Annotated in this window: 9 protein-coding genes; 2 read left to right on the forward strand and 7 right to left on the reverse strand. The window is 51.0% G+C overall.

All coding sequences use genetic code 11. The annotated features are described in order from the left end of the window. Positions 1–107: 107 nt before the first annotated feature. The 4 genes from HMPREF9441_RS07740 to HMPREF9441_RS07755 are packed head-to-tail and all read right to left on the reverse strand — an operon-like array spanning position 108 to position 5,036. A complete protein-coding gene (locus HMPREF9441_RS07740; protein WP_008619906.1) occupies positions 108–920 on the reverse strand; it encodes an SDR family oxidoreductase in 813 nt (270 codons plus the stop codon). 29 nt (positions 921–949) lie between these two features. Further along, positions 950–2,131, reverse strand: coding sequence for a mannonate dehydratase (gene uxuA, locus HMPREF9441_RS07745; RefSeq protein ID WP_008619908.1), 1,182 nt, complete (start codon positions 2,129–2,131; stop codon positions 950–952). 13 nt (positions 2,132–2,144) lie between these two features. Then, positions 2,145–3,548, reverse strand: a complete 1,404-nt coding sequence (gene uxaC, locus HMPREF9441_RS07750; RefSeq protein WP_008619910.1) for a glucuronate isomerase — start codon at positions 3,546–3,548, stop codon at positions 2,145–2,147. Positions 3,549–3,560: 12 nt separating this feature from the next. Further along, on the reverse strand, positions 3,561–5,036 hold the full coding sequence (locus HMPREF9441_RS07755; protein ID WP_244949682.1) for an MFS transporter: 1,476 nt from the start codon (positions 5,034–5,036) through the stop codon (positions 3,561–3,563). 1,119 nt (positions 5,037–6,155) lie between these two features. On the opposite strand from HMPREF9441_RS07755, the gene HMPREF9441_RS07765 reads away from it, so the two are divergent. After that, positions 6,156–8,390: a YyaL domain-containing protein gene (locus HMPREF9441_RS07765; RefSeq protein WP_008619923.1), complete on the forward strand. Its 2,235-nt coding sequence runs from the start codon at positions 6,156–6,158 to the stop codon at positions 8,388–8,390. 93 nt (positions 8,391–8,483) lie between these two features. Here the strand turns inward: HMPREF9441_RS07765 and HMPREF9441_RS07770 are convergent, their stop codons facing one another. Together HMPREF9441_RS07770 and HMPREF9441_RS07775 are read right to left on the reverse strand one after the other, a co-directional pair. Next, on the reverse strand, positions 8,484–10,409 hold the full coding sequence (locus HMPREF9441_RS07770) for a glycoside hydrolase family 127 protein (protein ID WP_008619931.1): 1,926 nt from the start codon (positions 10,407–10,409) through the stop codon (positions 8,484–8,486). A 22-nt stretch (positions 10,410–10,431) separates the two neighbouring features. Beyond that, positions 10,432–12,705, reverse strand: coding sequence for a heparinase II/III domain-containing protein (locus HMPREF9441_RS07775; protein ID WP_008619932.1), 2,274 nt, complete (start codon positions 12,703–12,705; stop codon positions 10,432–10,434). Between the two features lie 159 nt (positions 12,706–12,864). On the opposite strand from HMPREF9441_RS07775, the gene HMPREF9441_RS07780 reads away from it, so the two are divergent. After that, positions 12,865–14,793, forward strand: a complete 1,929-nt coding sequence (locus HMPREF9441_RS07780) for a glycoside hydrolase family 97 protein (protein ID WP_008619934.1) — start codon at positions 12,865–12,867, stop codon at positions 14,791–14,793. Positions 14,794–14,869: 76 nt separating this feature from the next. Here the strand turns inward: HMPREF9441_RS07780 and HMPREF9441_RS07785 are convergent, their stop codons facing one another. Next, positions 14,870–18,736: a hypothetical protein gene (locus tag HMPREF9441_RS07785; protein ID WP_008619935.1), complete on the reverse strand. Its 3,867-nt coding sequence runs from the start codon at positions 18,734–18,736 to the stop codon at positions 14,870–14,872. Positions 18,737–18,925 lie beyond the last annotated feature (189 nt).

The following is an 18,925-nucleotide window of genomic DNA, read 5'->3' on the forward strand; positions in this document are numbered from 1 at the left end:
ATCGTTATTAAAACCTAAAACAAAGCCAATTGCTACTTCTTTTGGAATCTTATCCACAAATATAAAAGTCCACTCCATCCACAGGCGGAGTGGACTTATAATGCTTTTTACATGGCAAAGGCATTGAAGCCACCATCCACCACGGCTACCGTCCCGGTGACAAAGGCCGAGGCCTCACTGATGAGATAGTGTATCGTACCGCAAAGCTCTTCGGGACGGCCGAAACGTTTGAATGGTGTCTGGCGAATGACATCCTCGCCACGCGGTGTCAGGCTACCGTCGGGATTGGTGAGCAACGCACGGTTCTGGTTCGTCAGGAAGAAACCCGGTGCGATAGCGTTCACACGGATGTCGGAAGTAAACTTTGTGGCTACTTCATTGGCCAAGAAAGCCGTGAAGTTGGAAATGCCCGCTTTGGCTGCCGCATAACCACACACTCGGGTCATGGGGCGGAAAGCCGCCATGGAACTGAAATTAACAATCGCGCCCTTTCCTGCCTCCACCATCGGGCGGAGGAATATCTGCGTGGGGATGACCGTTCCCGTAAGATTCACATTCAGCACCCGTTCGAACTCTTCCACCTTGAGGTCGAAGAACGTGCCGGTCGGTGCAATGGTGGCTCCCGGCATGTTACCTCCGGCCGCATTCAGCAAAGCGTCCACCCTACCGTAGGCCGACAACACGTCTTGCAGGTTCTGCTCCACCACCGCCGGATTCATCACATCCGTCCTCAGGAACATCGCCTCGCCGCCTTTCCCACGAATTCCACCCACTATCTGTTTACCAGTCTCTTCATTGCGCCCCATCAGTACCACCTTGGCACCTTGAAGGGCAAGGTATTCCCCGATTTCCCGACCCAGCACACCCGTACCGCCGGTAATGACCACCACTTGTCCTTGAATATCAAATAAATTCTTCATGTCCGTTTGTTTTTAACCTTCATTCGTTTTCAAATTTTACCTTCTGCTATCTCACGGTCCACCACCGCCATGACCCCTTCCATCTGCCCGAGGGCCAACATACGCCCGTGGAACGAATAACCGGCATTATATCCCATCTTTTCGTCTCCCAACATCAAAGGGGCATGGTCTACCCGCATAGGCAGGGAGGGGTTCTCCTTTTGGAACGTGCGCACCAAATCGATGATACCCGCCCTCCCGGCCAAATGGGAAGCCTCCTTGAAGTTCCCGCCGGGCAGCACGTCCGTGCTGCGCAAGTGCACGAATTTCGTTCGGGAAGCATACTTGCGTGCCAGTTCCGGCACATTGTTATGTGCTCCGGCACTCAACGAACCGGCGCAGAACGTCAACCCGTTGTGCGGATTGTCCACGGCGTTCAGGAACCAAGCGATGTCCTCGTCGCACGTCACGATGCGCGGCAACCCCAGTATCTGCAAGGGTGGATCGTCGGGATGCACACACATGTCCACCCCGTATTGCTCACACACCGGCATGACAGCAGAGAGGAAATAACGCATGTTCTCGCGCAAGGCATCACGGTCTATACCTTTATACAGGCCGAGCAACTCGCGGAAGATTTCCACCGGCTTCTCGTCGTCTTCCTTGATATTTCCGTTCACGAACCCCTGTGTCTTGATAATGATGTTTTCCACCAACTTATGGTCGTCCTCCGGTGTCATTACAGCCTTCTTCCGTTCCACATGTTCCATGATGTCCGCCCCGTAGTCGGCTTCAGCTCCTTCTCGCTTCAGGATGCAACAATCGAAATAAGCGAAATCCGCACGGTCGAAATAGAGCGATGACGTACCGTCTGCATTCGGGTGCTCCAAATCAGTACGTGCCCAATCGAGCACGGGCATGAAATTGTAGCATACCGTCTTGACGCCTGCCTTACCCAGATTGGCCAGACTCACGATGTAATTCTCTATTAGGCGGTCGCGGTCAGGGCCGCCGTACTTGATGCTTTCACTCACCGGTAGGCTCTCCACCACCGACCAACGCAGGCCGGCCGCCGCGATGTAATCGCGCATCTCCACCACGGCCTCGTAAGGCCAGATTTCCCCGTTCGGGATGTCATGCAAAGCCGTCACGATGCCTTCCACGCCAATCTGGCGCAACATGGACAACGTAATCTTGTCTTTTTTCCCGAACCATCTCCAAGTTTTTTCCATTATGTCTTATTCTTTAGAACCTAAAATAGTTTTTTGCATTGTAATAGCAGATGTCCTCCACCATCTGTCGGATACGCGGCATCTCGCCTACGGGCATCTCTCCGTTCTCCACGTCACGCCCCAAAAGGTTACAGAGCGTGCGGCGGAAATATTCATGGCGCGGATACGAAAGGAACGACCGGGAGTCGGTCAGCATCCCCACAAAACGACTCAACAAACCGAGCACGGAGAGGGCGTTCATCTGACGTTCCATCCCATCCTTCTGGTCGTTGAACCACCATCCCGAACCGAATTGTATCTTGCCCGGCACGCTTCCGTCCTGAAAATTACCAATCATCGTAGCCACCATCTCATTAGCTGCCGGATTCAGGTTGTAGAGGATGGTTTGGGGAAGTATGCCACGGCTGTCCAATCGGTCGAGGAAACGCGCCATGGAGAGGGCAGTGCTGAACTCGCCGATGGAATCGAAACCCGTATCCGGCCCCAAGAGACGCATCATCCGACTGTTAGCATTGCGTATCGTCCCATAATGGAATTGCTGTGTCCATCCCTTTTCGGCATCCATCCGGGCAAACTCCACCAACATGGCCGACTTGAAACGGGCGCATTCCGCTTCGTCCAGATGCTTGCCGCCATATACCTTGTTATATATACGTCGGATGTCGTCCTCAGTATAATCTTCTGCATAAAACTCCGAAAGCCCGTGGTCTGAAAGACGGCAACCTTGGGCCGCAAAGAAATCGTGCCGATGTTCCAACGCACCGATGAAATCAGCAAAGCCGGATATGGTCTGCCCAGAAGCTTGCTCCAACCGCCCCACATAGCTGCGGAACGCTTCAGGATCCTCCACGGCCATCGCCTTGTCCGGTCGCCATGTCGGGAGCATCCGGATTTCAAAACCGCTCGCCTTCGTGGCGATGTGGTGCTCCAAGCTGTCCACCGGGTCATCGGTGGTACATACCGTTTCCACACGGTAATGACGCATCAGGCCCCGGGCAGAGAACTCCGGTTGTGCCAACTTCGCATTACACTCCTCGTAAATATCTCGGGCCGTAGACGGGTTCAGCAATTTGTCGATACCGAAAGCCGTACGCAGTTCCAAATGCGTCCAATGGTACAATGGGTTGCGCAACGTATAAGGCACGGTCTCCGCCCACTTCTCAAACTTCTCCCAGTCCGAAGCGTCGCCCGTGATGTAACGCTCGTCCACCCCGTTGGTACGCATGGCACGCCACTTGTAATGGTCACCGCCCAACCACAGTTCCGTAATGGAACGGAAGCGGTAGTCCTCTGCCACCATCCCCGGATTCAGATGGCAATGGTAATCTATGATGGGCAGCCGTTCGGCATGCCCGTGATACAGTTCCCGCGCGGTGTCCGTCCCGAGCAGGAAATCCTGATCCATAAATGCTTTCATGTTTCTTGTCTCCTATTCTTTAATCAGTTGGTAGCGCGGCACCAAGAGTTTGATAATCACCCAACTCAACAGGTATCCTAACGACGCTACCATAAATACTATCATATAACCGGCTTCGATACCCCGGAAGCCCAAAAACTCCATCTGTGTTTCCTTTGAATACGTGAACAGCATACCGGAACACATGTTGAACAGCAGGCAACCGATACCGCCCGACATGCCGCCGATGCCCGTCACCGTAGCCACGGCAGACTTGGGGAACATGTCGCCCACCACGGAATAGACATTCGCGCTCCAACTCTGATGCGCCGCCCCTATGATGCCGATTATCACGATGGGAAACCAATACGACCAACTGCCTAAAGGCTGCGCCACCAACCCTATCAAAGGGAAAAAAGCATAGATGAGCATGGCACGCATGCGCCCGGCATACGGGTTCATCCCTTTACGCCCCACGAACCACGTAGGTAGGTAGCCACCAATGATGGAGAGCATCGAAATGAGGTAAAGGGTGAAGATGAGCAACATCCCCGTCGTGGAATCCGAACTATAGCCATAGACGTCATGCACATAAGCCGGTGCCCAGAAAAGGAAAAACCACCACACTCCGTCGGGCAGGAAACGCCCGGCCACGACGGCCCACGTCTGGCGGTAGGTCAGGCACTTCCAGATGCCGATGCCCTTCGCCGGCTTGGCCTCTTCCGCCCCCTCGGCCATCGAGGCATCGGTGGCGGCATCCTGCTCGATGTAGGCCAGTTCCACCGCATTGACGCGCTTGCTCTTCTGCGGGGCATCGTACACATACACCCAAACGCCCATCCAAATGAAACCTACGGCACCCACCAAGAGGAAGGACATCTCCCATCCCCAGCATCGGGCCAACAAAGGTATGACGAAAGGAGCGAGCAAGGCGCCAATCTGTGCCCCGCTGTTGAACACGCTGGTGGCAAACCCACGGTCTTTTTTCGGAAAGTATTCCGCCGTGATTTTAATGGCTGCCGGGAAGTTTCCCGACTCCCCGATGGCCAGTACGCAACGGGCAGCCAGAAAGAGCCAGACACTGACCGTAGACACCGTCCATACGCCGTCCGCCACCGTCTGCAACGCGGACAGGTTCTGCCGCGCCCCCTCGAAGCCCGTCAGCCACTCGCCGCCCAACAGTCCGTAGGTGGCAATCCCACAGAAGGCATGGAGGCATGCCCCGGCCGACCACAGCCCGATGGCCCACAAATAGCCGCGCCGCGCCCCCACCTTGTCGATAAACTTGCCGACGACCAGCATGGCGATGGCATAGACGATGGAGAAGCAGCCCGTGATAAGACCGTAGTCCGTGTCGTTCCATCCGAACTCAGGCGCAATAAAATCTTTCCACGTCAGCGATAAAACCTGACGGTCCATATAGTTGATGGCCGTAGCCAAGAACAACATGGAACATACGACCCAACGGAAACGGGTCATTCCTGCAAATGTTTGATTTGACTCATTCATGTTTTTTCAGTTATTATTTAAAGTTTACGTCTGTTTTCATCCGTACAAATATAAAGTTTTAATTTTCAAGGCATGAAAAGGATATGTATCAAAAAACACCGAATGTTACATTGGAAAAAAAACATGATACAAGAGACAAAATTACCCCAACCGTACAATCTCTCTAAAGTGTAACAACACAAGGAAACAAGAAAGGATGTTTATTTTTTCATTTTATCAAAACGTCAAATCTCCCTATACGAGAATCGCGTATATGCATTCCCCTCCGACTTCAACTGCCTACACGCGATTCCTGAGCCATATACCAGATGCAAAAATCCATCCTTACGGCCTTATTGATAACAGATTGGCATCCTTAAACCTCATCCATGAAGCATTGTTCCGGCATATGCGAAAGAGAAAACAGCAGAACGCAGCCATTATGGCAAAAGATTTCTGCAAGAACGATACGGCCAAACAGCCGAAAAAAGAACGTTTTCCTGCGATTCAAACCTCCACGTATCCTCATTTTCCACGGAACAACCGCCCGAACACGGATTTTTATGAGGAGAACTTTTTTTCGTTTGACTGAAAGTTATATTGTTTTCTCCTCATGATAAATGAATATATACCGCATAATCATGAATAAAAGAAATAATTTTGCATATTTATGCAATCCAAACCATTGTCTTCTTCTCTTTCAGACACTATCATCGGATTCCGCATCCATATATAATTGACATTCTGACAAAAAAACGAGCCATGAATATTGTTTTTTAGCGCAACGTTCCTGACACTTCAAACTTTCCGCATCCTGTATATCCATACACACCCTCACTTAAAACACCACCCGTTACCACAGTGCCCCCCTCTTCCTACACCAACAACGATGTCACACAAGACCGTCAAACCAATTAAGCCGCACTTTCATTTACACTGTTTTTTGTATCGCCCCCGAAAACGTTACGACCCTACCGGATTAGAAACATACCATACAACAAATGCTTCACGTTTTGACATTATTGCTTCGTTTTTCAGTCAAACACTTAAAGAACGTTTATTTATTTTGCCTCCATTTTCCAATACTATAAGTTTGCATACAAAACACATTCATTCATCTTTATACATCACACATTCCGTATGATAAATAAATTATGGACGGGAAGTATTTTACTGTTTTGCCCGATGAGCCTGCAAGCCCAGAACTGGTTGCCGGACACGGCAAATGCACATCAGGAAATAAGACTGTTGGATTGCCGTTACCATGAAGAGAAACTCAAAAGTTGCGAACAACTGACCGACACTTCCTCCTGTTGGAAAACCTCGGTGGAGAAGACCGAAGTGGCGGACGGAACCTTGTTCGTATTCCGGTTCAAGGCTTTGAAAAATCTCACGGATGCCGGAGTTGCCGTGGCTTTCGACCGTTACCATTGGACAAGCGACAACTATGTCATGATTCCGGCCTCCGTGTACAACGGGAACCGTCAGCGTATCGTAAACCGCAACTATGCCACGGGACTTGACCCTTCGGACTACGACCGCCCGGATTTGGCCTTAACCTCCAATCCCATTCCCCAACTTTCACCCGATTTCGGCAGCCCCTCCCGTCTGGAGGTCAGCGTATGCAACGCCGCCACCCCGGCCATTGCTTTCCTCGACCGGCAGAAGAAAGAGGGTGTCCTGCTACTGACAGACCAAGGTATCGTACGCGACGGGCAAGTCTTGGACCACGGACTCATCGTGGAAGAAACGCCGGACAGAAGCGTGGCCTCTTTCGTTATCAGCGCACCGGGCGTACGCGAAAAGAAACCGGAGTTCATCGGCTTCAGCAAAAGTCCGGACCGGGGAATCACGGTGCGCGAAGGGGACGAAATCGTCATCCGCGTCACACGCCTCGTTTATCCCTGCACGGACGCACCCTGCCTGCTCGGGCATTTCATGGAAGAGCGCAAACGCCACATCCGGTGCGCCGCACCGCGCAATTTAGTACCTATGAGCCGGGTGTTGGACATTATGGACAAAAACATCGACCTCCGCTACTACCAAAAAGACAGCGTGGAATTCTACCGCCCCGAAACGGCGGACTGGATGTCGTACGGATGGATTGGCGGCCTCATCAATACTTATCCGATGCTCGCGCTCGGCGACGACGAGCACCTGCGCCGCGTGGCGCGCACCTTTGACTTCGCCCTACCCCGGGCGAAAGGCAAAAGCGGATATTACTATGACATCCTGCAACCGGACGGCACAGTGCTCAACCGCGATGCCGCAGCCGTAGTGCCGGGCGTGGCGGTGACGCGCCGGAACGGGGACGTACTGTATTGGATGGTAAAACAGTTCAACCTATTAGAGCGCATGGGACACAAGGACTTCATCCGTCCGGAATGGGAAAAGAACGTCCGTTCGTTGGCCGACGCATTCGTCAATACTTGGAGGAATGAAGGCACGTGGGGTAATTACCTGCACGTGGAAAGCGGAAAAGTAGCAGTGTACAACACCACCGGCGGTGCCATGGCCATAGGCGGACTGGCATTGGCCTCCGTTTATTTCAACTGCCCTGAATATTTGGAAATCGCCCGGCAGGCCGCAAGCGCACTCTACCGCCAGTTTGCCATCGTGGGCTTTACCTCAGGCGGTTGCGGTGACATCCTGCAAAATTCCGACTCGGAAACGGCTGTCGCCCTTGCCACTTCCCTATTCACATTATACGAAACGACGGGCGAAACAGGATATCTGCAACAAGCCCGTGACGCAGCTCACCTGTGCGCCACATGGACGGTTTCCTTCGATTATCGCTTACCGGAAGATACGCCGCTGGCCCAACTGGGTGCCAACCTGACAGGCGCCGTATGGGCCAGTACGCAAAACAAACACGGGGCACCAGGGTTCTGCACGCAGTCGGGCGACGTGCTGTTCAAACTCTACCGCACCACCGGCGACACGTTGTATGCCGAACTCCTGCGCGACATCATCCATGCCCACGCCGAAGGCATCCAACCGAACGGCAAAATCACCGAACGGCTCACGTACTGCGATTCCGACCGGCGAGGCTCCCGTGCCGACGGTTGGGAAACGGGTTGGAACGAAACGAACGGAGCGCTAATGGCATTGGAAATCCCGGGAATTTACGTCCGTACCGACCTCGGCAAACTCTACGTCTTCGACCACGTCGAAGCGGAAATCATAAAAAGCGACAAAAGGAAAACCATCCTACGTATTACGAACCCCACGGAGTTCGACGCACAAGTCACTCTTTTTGCCGAAGGGGCAGAAGAAGCCGCTTTACCGTTAGGAGACAATGCGTTTCTGAACTGGCAGGATAAGGTCAAGGTGAAAGCCGGACAGACGGTAACATATACAATAAAGAAGAAGTAGCAAAAGAAATTTTACCCTAAGAATACACACAAAAGAAAAGTCCCGTTTGCCATCCGCATGTCCAATGGAAGGCAAACGGGACTTTATTTTGGCTTATTGCTGTTCCATACAATCCCAATACACAACATACCGCTGACGGTGGACATCATACAGCGGAAGCACCTGCACTCCGCTTTCCGTGACGAAAGTCAACCCTTTCCCCGTACGTTTCAACACGCGTTCCGGATGGCGGTCATCCCAGGGCAACGAGCAAGGCAAACCTTGGGGGATATGGTAATCGTAAGTATAGTAATCATTGTACCGCAAAGGATTGGAATACGGAGCGGGCGGTTGCATTCCTTCCGTACCTAAGACACCGGCCAATACGATCGGTCCGTAAAGTAACGCGCCCTTATGGGGATTGTCCGGCATACGTTCCATCGCAAGGCGCATGGGATAAGTCACTTCTATACGGTCGCCGTCTTCCCAACGCCGGTCCAACGTGATGTAAGAACCGGGGTGCTGTTTCACCCGTACGGACTTCCCGTTTACCCTGACCGTAGGACGGCCGCTCCACGACGGATAACGGAGTTTCACAGCCAACCTACGGGGAGTCTCCAACGCCAAGGTCAAGCGAGTGGTTTCCTCTTCCGGGAAACGGGTCTCCTGACGCAAATTCAACCCTTTTTCTTTCCACGCCAATTCGGACGGAATGAACAAATTGACATACAGGCAGTCTTCCCCACGATAATAAATGCTTTCGGCATATTTGGCATGGCTCTCGAAGCCACTGCCCACGCAACACCAGAAAGAATTCTCCGGCGTGCTGTACACCTTGTGCGTGCCGGACTGCAAAGGCAAAAAATAAGATACCATTCCCGTCGCAGGGTCTTGCTGCCCCAAGATATGATTGTACAAGGCACGCTCATAATAATCGGCCACCTCGGGAGAAGCCTCCCAACAAAACAGATGACGGCTCAACTTCAACATATTATAAGTACAACAGGTTTCGCCCGTGTAACCGCTGATATGCTTGGAAAATTCGTCCGGATCGAAATAATGTTCCTTGTCGCTGCTACATCCGGGAGCAAAGGTGTGGCGGCCTATCATCGTATGCCAGAAGAATTCGCTCAAAGCCTTGCTGTCTCCATCTCCCGTCAACTCATAATTACGCGCCTCAGCCAATACTTTCGGAATGAATGTATTGGTATGTTTCGTCCCCAAATCATCCCGTTGTTCTTTCAACGGGTCTATTACATCATTATGATAAAAGAAACCGGCCAACCAACGGTAACGTTCATCTCCCGTCAAGGCATACAGGTTGTAGAAAGACTCGTTGATGCCTCCGAACTCATTACGAATCATCTTGCGGCGCATCTCTTCCGGCAACGGCCGAAGTTTCCCATAAGCCCAGTCTCCCATTTTCCGCACCACGTCCAACGCCTGCGCATTCCTGGCATACAGATATTGGTCTATCAAGCCGGAAAACAATTTGTGCAACGTGTACCAAGGTGCCCAAACACTCTCCCCCCGGATATTCCGGTTGATGAGCTCTTCGGGATAAGCACTCAGGTAACCGCCCGTCCCCGCAGCCTGTACTTCCGCCAGACCGGCTACAAGGCTGTCCCCCTTCATCTTGAAAACATCGCTCCCCGTGGCTGCATACATCAAAGCCAAAGCCGAAAGCACATGACCCGTCGTATGCCCGCGAAGTTCACAATCCAAGGACTCCCATCCGCCGAGTTTCTTCACCGTCATGTATCCTCCCTCACGTCCGGCAAATACCCCTGCGGTCGTCCGAAAACCATGCAGCAGACGATCGGCCCCGATGGAGACCATCCACGCCGAGTCCCGCATCATGTTGTCACGGAAACGTCCGGGTAACAGGCGCACGTCCTGCAAATCGAACGATTCGGCAGCCAAGGGAACCTGCACCGAGACACGAAATTGCCCCTCACAGATACCGGGATAAACAGACTGCGCCATTCCTGTAGCCATGCCCATTCCCCAAAATAGGCTGATAATTATTCCCTTCTTCATGTCTTTTTATCGTATTGCAATTTTATAGTTTACTCTTCAATATGACATTCCCGTTTTCGTAGACCGCTTTCTGCCTTTGCCCGTTCACTTCCAGTTCCGCCGGACAAGACGGCTGACGGAAAGCAGCCCGGATATGGGGTTGCCCCTCCACCCGCAAATCCAGTTTTTTGCCTTCCCGGCGTTGCATGACAAAGAGTTTGGACAAGGATGAATAATAAGACACCTCGCCCCGGCGCAATGCGCTGCCGTAACAAACGAACATCTCCGAAGCCTTTGCCGGATCCGTACCTTCGTCATACGTCACGGCAAACATGTAGGCATCCGTAGTCCATCCGTCGGCCGTAATCCATGAATTGTTGTGCATCAGCCGTCCATCGGCCAACTGGTTGATATAAATGTCCGTGACCTTTCCGTTCCGACGCACTTTCAACCCTATCCAGTCTTTTCCTTCCGTACGTTCCATCATCGGCAAATCCTTATCGTCGGGCGAATCCTTCAGGATGACGGCCGTCAGTCCTTTGACACGCTTATGCTCGCCGGGCAGATGGAACGAATAGTATTCTTCCTCACCCTTCAAATCCTCGGTCGGTCCTTTTTTCACTTCCCAATACAAATCGTCGGGATAGTCATGTACAAAATCGGATAAGGCCAGCAGACGGGGATACAACGGACGGATGACCACGGAAGCACTGTCGGAGGTCACCGTCACGTCGGCTCCCCGCTTCACGGCCTTCCCGTTATAGTGCCAAAGCCATTCGAAATGCCCGGGCTTATGGGCAGCTATGTCATCTATCATGTAAATCACCTTGTCCATCCACAGGAAATGGCGGAAGTTCCGGCTGAACTTGTCCGACATCGGCCCCGTACCGTTGGCCAACACATATTTCATCTTCCCGTTATCCATCAGGTAATGCAGGCTTCCGCGCAAATAAGAACCCTGATACTGCTGTTCGCGCGACTGTCCTTCCCCATTGAACAACACCACATTGTGCGCCTGGCTTTGGAAGAAGTAGTTCCGGTAGGCAGGATTGGGATACCAACAGTTGCCTGCGTCTTTCAGTATATCCACGCCTTTATAAAACAAGATGAACGAATTGGCATCGGCGTGCGAGTGGTTCCACGTCTGTCCGCTCTTCACGGCCAGCATCGCTGCGTCCTTTTTCCAAGAATCGCGCATCACGGCCCAGCCGAAATCGGCAAACAGGCACGAAGTAGCCACGTCCGGCACGGCGGGTGCCTTACTGCAATCCGGCATGTAAAGGAATCCCATCGGGCGGTTACGGAAATAGCCGTCGCGATGTTGCCCCTCCTGTACCTGGTTGATGTACCACAGGATTTCCGGTCGCCGTATGCCTAACGCATACAACAGCATCATGCTCGATTCTGCCGTCACGTTCTTATGGCTGTCTCCGAAATTCAAGTTATACAATATGCCCGTACGCGGATAGCACACTTGTACGAAATAGTCGGGCAAACGCTCCAACTGGGGCAGTTCCGGAGCCTTCCGCCCCGGATGGGTGTTCTGCCAGGCTATCCGGTATTGCAAAGCCTCTTGGATACCGAAATTGGCATAGTTCAAACTCTCATACATACCACCGGCTTCGTCGAAAGATTTTATCTTGGCTTGCAACACGTCACCAGCAAAACCGAACCACTCCGGCATGGCCTCGTTCAGCGTCTCCACCCATTCGACGGCTTCGGGCAACTCATTTTGTAAAGCCATGGCCAGCATTCCGCCGTTGTACACGCACGAAGTCCACCAGTTATGCCCCATGGAGTTCAGGGAATGGATACGGGTAGGCTCCAACACCCAGTCGCCCAACGAAGGTTCCACACCGAGACGAAGCAAATCTTCGGCCAGTTCCTTCCGTTCACGTGACGATAAGGTCTCATAAATGGCATCGTAAGCCAACGCGGCCATCAGGCATTTATGGGAAAGTCCCAAATCGGCACGCCACACCGGCTTACGCGACAGCATCTCCTCGCTTCCCCAAGTCCTGGCCTGCGTGACCGATTGCAAAATGGATTTCAAACGGTCGGCATACCGGCGGTCGTCCGTCATCAGATAGGCCAAAGCCAGATAATCCGATCGGTTGAGGTCGTTTTTCTCCAATGCGGCATCGGCCACCTTACGGATGTCCGCCCAACAACGGGCCATGCAAATGTCCGACTGTACACGTGCCTTGGCCGCTTCCACCCGTTCTTTCGTGAAGAGCAACGCCGGATGGTTGACGCGCTGCCCCCATAAGGAAAGGCCCAACAGGAAACCTCCCACACAAACTACGACTTTCTTCATCTGTATATGCTTATGATTTGATGTCTCTATAGTCTAATACGATTGAAAAGCCCTATTTACGCACACCACACATAAAAATTTTCTCTCGGAGTACGTTAAACGTCCTTTTCAATCGTATATAGAAGTAGAAGCATATTTTAAACTACAAATTTATCCATAATGAAAAAACAGTTCATATCCCTATGTATGGCATGGTGGGCCGTCACCGGATGGGCCTCGCCCCACACGTTCCAAGTGTCGTCGCCCGACCGCAACTATGTGTTCACTTTCACGCAGGAAGAGCCGGAAGGCAAAACACGGATGTATTACACCTTATCTTATAAAGGCAAAGAGATTGTCCGCCGTTCGGAACTGGGTGTGGAAATCGAAAACAAACTCTTGGAGAGCGCGTTGGGTATCGAAAATGACGCCTGTAGGAACTGGAGGGACAACCTGACATTCATCGGGGCAGACTCGGCCTCGCACGACGGAACATGGCAACCCTTATACGGCGAACGCAAAGAAATCCCGGACTGCTACCGCAGCCTGCAAATCAAATTCAGAAAAGGAGAAGCACCGGCAAGTGAAGTGACAGGCGGTTACGACCGTTCACGCACTTATTTCATGAACGTGGAAGTGCGGGCTTACAACGAAGGAGTGGCTTTCCGTTATCATTTCCCGGCCACCAGCAACGGGCTGTTCCTGCACATTACAGACGAACTCACCGAATTTGCCATGCCGGAGGGCACCATGGCCTGGCACGAACCGTGGGCGCAGGCTCCCGTCTCCCTGCTCCCGTTAGAGGGCTGGGAAGGTGAAAGCGAACGCCCCCTGACGATGAAACTGGGGAACGGCCTGACGGTCTCCCTCGGAGAAGCCCGTATGGTGGATTACGTACGCACCAAGTTCGCCCTCGCTTCCGGGAAGGCTCACACGCTGAAAACCTCCATGTACGACTGTGCCGACATCATCACGCCCTACGACACGCCGTGGCGCGTCATCATGGCAGCGGAACGCCCCGTGGATCTGATAGCCCACAACTTCATCTACCTGAACCTAAACGAACCGAATGTCCTGCAAGGGGACTTGTCTTGGATCAGGCCGGGAAAGACATTCCGTAGCGGACTCTCGCAGAAAGAAGCACTAGCCGCCGTGGACTTCGCCGCCGAACGCGGACTGCAATACATCCATCTGGATGCCGGGTGGTACGGGCCGGAAATGAAGATGGAGAGCGACGCGACCCGTATATCCGAAAGCAAAGACCTGGACATCAAGGCCATCTGCGACTACGCCTCCACGAAAGGCATCGGAGTATGGCTTTACGTCAACCAACGCGCCCTCGTCCAACAAATAGACCGGCTGCTGCCTCTTTATAAAGAATGGGGTATAAAAGGCATCAAGTTCGGTTTCGTGCAAGTAGGCAACCAATTCTGGACTATCTGGCTACACAAAGCCGTACGCCAATGCGCCGACTACGGCATCATGGTGGACATACACGACGAATACCGCCCCACGGGCGTGAGCCGTACCCTGCCCCACCTGATGACACAGGAAGGCATCGCCGGCAACGAGACCATGCCGGACGCGCGCCACAACACCATCCTGCCGTTCACCCGCTTCCTTTGCGGTCCAGCCGACTACACTCCTTGTTACTTCAACGCGAGGGTGAAGAACACGCACGCACATCAACTGGCCATGCCCGTCGTCTATTACAGCCCCGTCACTTTCCTCTATTGGTACGATACTCCGTCGCTGTATCAAGGCGAAAAAGAACTGGAATTTTGGAAAAACGTACCGACCACATGGGACGAGACCTACCCGATAGACGGAGAACCGGGCGAATACATTGCCATGGCACGACGCAGCGGAGAGAAATGGTTCGTGGGCGTAATGAACGGACTGGAAGCCCGGAAGCTCTCCCTATCCACAGAATTCCTCCAACGTGGAAAAAGGTATATGGTGACATTATACGAGGACGACCCTCATTTAGATACGCGTACTAAGGTAGCCATCAAACAAAAGGTCATCAAAGGAGGTCAAATCCTCAATATCCAATTACAAGCCAGTGGTGGAACGGCCATGGAAATAAAAGAAGCCCATAGGGAATGAACCGTCTACTTCTCCACCACAAAACCGGGGATGCCGCTACAGGCATCCCCGAAATGTTTTTGATATGTTATCCTTGTCAATGTATCACAATTTTCTTACCGTTCACTATATAAATGCCCGGACGGGTAGGATTCGCGATGGCACGGCCGGAAAGGTCATAGACTCCCTGTCTTTCCACAACTGTAGTATCTACCTTCACATCATTGATACCTGTCACATCATCTACGCTCACGTTACTTCCATAATAGGAAAGGCTGAAATTATCGAATACCACCCAATCGGAAGAAACCGCCTTTGTGTTTTTCAATCCCAACTTGATATCCTCTGCATCCCTCTTGACTTCAACCACAAGCGTATTGTCGTAAAGCTGTTCCTCCATATAGTCGGAAGCCGAGGCCACATTGTTGGGTATATACAAACCCTGAGTATAGACTTGAGAAGACGTTCCCAACTTCTTCTCTTGTCCTCCCACCATTATATTGTGGATCTTGGAAGACCTGTTATACAAATAAATAGATGTAGACACATTGTTTATACCGGAAACATAATCCTTACCTACTTGGGAATAAGTACCAGGACGTTCAAACCCTTGTACACCGGCACGATATACCCCTTTGGGCATCTGCTTCAACGTTTGATAAAGGTCAAACGTTGACGAAGTATTACATAACCCATTCGTGAAAAGGAGCACGTCAGCCTGGGAACAATCCCAACCGTCGAGAGTTTCCATACCGGAATTGTCAACTAAGAAAGAGAGGTCGTAAGCCGACAGGTTGTCAAGTACAGTATTTGACATAAACGAGATAATGCCCGTATACATCTCACAAATGGCATTTTCCAAGTCTTGCACAGTTGCCAAGTTATCCACAGACGACTCCATCCTATTGGTCAAAGCCGTAAAGATGCCAGTTGCATCATCCGTAGCATCATGATGTGGGATTTTCACCATCTCTTTAGCCCCAATAACGTAACGACGTAACTTCTCACGATTCAAAGTCACCTTACTTTCATCCACAAGACGTATCTGGTCTGCCGTAAGGATTATCCACCGTTGGCTGGTAGCTGCATTGCTGAAATCTTGTGTAGAAGCTGTTTTTGTGTTTCCATCTGTTTCTGCCTGCAATGCAGGAGGAGTCTCCATGTTACGTTTGCCTTCGCATATCCAGTAGCCTTTGGTATTCAAGGTCTGATTCCCCACACCTAAAATAACAGGTACGCGCCCCCTCATCAAATGAAAACTTTCTTGTTCCCCAGGTTCGGCCACTTCTGCCGTCTTGATACTGCCACTCTTGAAAGTAAAGTACTTGCCGGACTTGGCATTACGCAACAAATAATAACATGTTTGAGGTTGGAAGACAAGATGCCATGCGAATGCATCGTCACCCACCAATTCATCCGTAGAAACAGCACAATAGGCCAATGTACCGTCTGCATTCTCAGTCAAATAGGCTGTCCCTCGTCCACAAGCCTCATCTTCGTTCGTGATGTAATATTTAACATCATCCTCGCTCTCGAATATATAATAAGGAGAGGGCGAACCACCGGAAGGGGGCAGACCGTCTACACCAAGTCCATGTGTCTGCAAGGCATTGGCGATATAAAGCAGACGCGTGCCATTGTCCGCCCCGGCACCGTTGATACCGAAAGGCCCCATGTGCATACCATCGCCATTACACAAATCCTGTCCGTTGGTCAAAAACTCCACAATAAGGTTGGCCAAGTCACCTTGCCAGTATACACCCGACTGAATTTTAGGCATTTTAGTGGGATATAGCCCTTGCCATTTAGTAGAAGCCTTAAGCTCTTCCCAACTCCAACGCCAATGTTGACCAACTCCTACACCATGATTGGATTCGTGCATCACCGTTCCCGTACGTTGGTATGCAGGATTAGGTCCTACTGACATCCAACCGCCATAACTACATTCAGCTGTCGGGGTACCGGCACCAAACGACACAGTAATTCCGTAATCCCGTATGCTCGTCCAATTATTATAATAATCCATAGCCTCGCGACATGCCTTACTAATCCGTTCGTTATCGGCCTGTTCGCCATTGTTGGCGTAACTCCATGTACAATTCCCCATGGGAAGCGTTATGATTTTACGTACTTCACCGTATCCCACGGCATTGCCCTGTGTCATGGCAAAAGCGCGTACATAGTACACCGTGGCAGGCTGCAACGGTTCCATAATATAAATAAGACCGGGATAGTTTAACAGTTGTGCGCCATCGGTGACATAATTGTCGGATAAAGTCGGTTCCTTGTGAGTGGCCCAACAGTAACCCTGCAACTTAATATCTTTTTCCGATATGCCATTTACCGTAACACGTCCTAAAGCCCCGACCGCACCACGGGGAATAAAACTTGAAGTCTCGACACCTGGCACATCTCCGGAAGGATTAGCCACATAATACAGGAGTTCGGCATGGGACAGTTCTTTGGAAATCTCGTCGATTTCTTCCCTCGTACTTTTAGCCGTCTTATAAAGCCCATTGGCTTTGTCAATAACCGCTTTCAGCTCATTGTTCCCATTAGGCAACCCTTCGGCAAGCACCTGCTCAGACCTTTGTATGGCTTCCAAGAACAATGCATAATCCCACACACTAACCTGTGAAGCCGTAATAGCTTTACGAAGAATATTAGCCTTGTCCGCAATATCTTCGGTTTTAGTCACAGCCTTGGCCTCTTCTACAGCTTTGGCAAGCATGGCAAGACTATCAGCATGCTGTGGAGACTCCAACAGCGCTTCTCCTTCTTGTATCATTTGGCGAAACTCTGCAAACTGCGCATCATCGTCAAACCCCGTATAATAAATATGGAAATCATCAATGCTCACTTTATTACCAGTACATCCAATTGTATTCACTCCTATTTTAGCCTGATTATCCACCACGACAAAGTCAAGCGTATATTTACCGGTCAGACTCAATTCCTTCCGCGCATTGTTCGCATAAACATAGGCTCCTTTCTGTGGGATTGCCTTGTTACTTTCCTGTATATTCTGTGCCAAAACAGTGAGCTGGTAGTTCCCATTGGGTAATTCTACTATTTGATGGATGTCGCCGTCAGCCACATTCCCCCAACCACTCCAGATTTCACAATAATAAGTACCTTCCTTCAATTCAAAGGCATCATTACTCTGCGGACTGAAGCCATTACAAACCCATCCCTTGCTATTGTCTTCAAACCCAGGACTTAGCATATTTGAAGTGAGTTCCAACGGTTCTTCCGGTGAAGCCAACGAAAGTCTGTAATTATAAATCGCCGCCTTCAACGCAGCATATACTTTTGTCACATCTTCAGTCGAAGTTCCGTCCACCACAGACTTTCCATCGGCCAAAGCGGCATCAAGCGCTTTCTGCTCAGGTGTATCAAGATGCTTGTTAATACCTTCGGCTTCCGTAACAAGTTTACCTACTTCTTCACGAAAGATAGCATAAGTCTCTTCCGTAGGTTCCTCAAGAGTAAGGTGGAAATCATCGACACATACATAGTTTCCGGTTGCTCCTTGCACAAGGAGCCCGAACTCCAATGTACCATCTACCGTCGTGGTCTTCACTTCATACTTATCAGGCAGATTCACTTCTGTTTTGTCATCATTGGCATACACCCATACCCCTGTCTGCTTGGCTTGTGCATCATTCTGTTGGATGTTCTGCGCTGCCACACTTACTGTGTAAGTCCCTGCCGGCAAGTTATGGATTACTTGGTCTACACTGCCGTCTGCCACCCTGCTTCCGGCTCCACTCCATGTCTCTACGTAATAATCGCCCACTTTCAAAGGGAATTCATTATTACCCTGACGGCTCATCTTGCGAATCTCCCATCCATTGATTTCATCTTCAAACCCTGGATTGACGATTCGATCTGTCATATCCGTCTGTGCCCACAAAGATGCGGCCGCACAAAGGAAAAGAAATAGAAAGAATTGTTTTTTCATTACGGTTAATTTAAAAGATTAAAAATATGATAATTTACTCGTTTTATTGCTTCAAGAAGCCCAATGCCACCAAAGGCCTATTTTCATATTCTTGAACCATTCAGGGCTCTCTTATGGCGGCAGATTGTCCCACCCCATATATTGCCCCATGACAACAGGTACGTTTTGCGATTTTGCCACAAAAAGAAC

The sequence above is a fragment of the Paraprevotella clara YIT 11840 genome (genome assembly GCF_000233955.1).
GTDB lineage: Bacteria > Bacteroidota > Bacteroidia > Bacteroidales > Bacteroidaceae > Paraprevotella > Paraprevotella clara.

Excerpts from the sequence above, each read along its gene's own strand:
- uxuA (WP_008619908.1), bottom strand. The coding sequence starts at position 2,131 with ATGGAAAAAACTTGGAGATGGTTCGGGAAAAAAGACAAGATTACGTTG.
- uxaC (WP_008619910.1), bottom strand. The coding sequence starts at position 3,548 with ATGAAAGCATTTATGGATCAGGATTTCCTGCTCGGGACGGACACCGCG.
- HMPREF9441_RS07770 (WP_008619931.1), bottom strand. The coding sequence starts at position 10,409 with ATGAAGAAGGGAATAATTATCAGCCTATTTTGGGGAATGGGCATGGCT.
- HMPREF9441_RS07755 (WP_244949682.1), bottom strand. The coding sequence starts at position 5,036 with ATGAATGAGTCAAATCAAACATTTGCAGGAATGACCCGTTTCCGTTGG.
- HMPREF9441_RS07780 (WP_008619934.1), top strand. The coding sequence starts at position 12,865 with ATGAAAAAACAGTTCATATCCCTATGTATGGCATGGTGGGCCGTCACC.
- HMPREF9441_RS07785 (WP_008619935.1), bottom strand. The coding sequence starts at position 18,736 with ATGAAAAAACAATTCTTTCTATTTCTTTTCCTTTGTGCGGCCGCATCT.
- HMPREF9441_RS07775 (WP_008619932.1), bottom strand. The coding sequence starts at position 12,705 with ATGAAGAAAGTCGTAGTTTGTGTGGGAGGTTTCCTGTTGGGCCTTTCC.
- HMPREF9441_RS07740 (WP_008619906.1), bottom strand. The coding sequence starts at position 920 with ATGAAGAATTTATTTGATATTCAAGGACAAGTGGTGGTCATTACCGGC.
- HMPREF9441_RS07765 (WP_008619923.1), top strand. The coding sequence starts at position 6,156 with ATGATAAATAAATTATGGACGGGAAGTATTTTACTGTTTTGCCCGATG.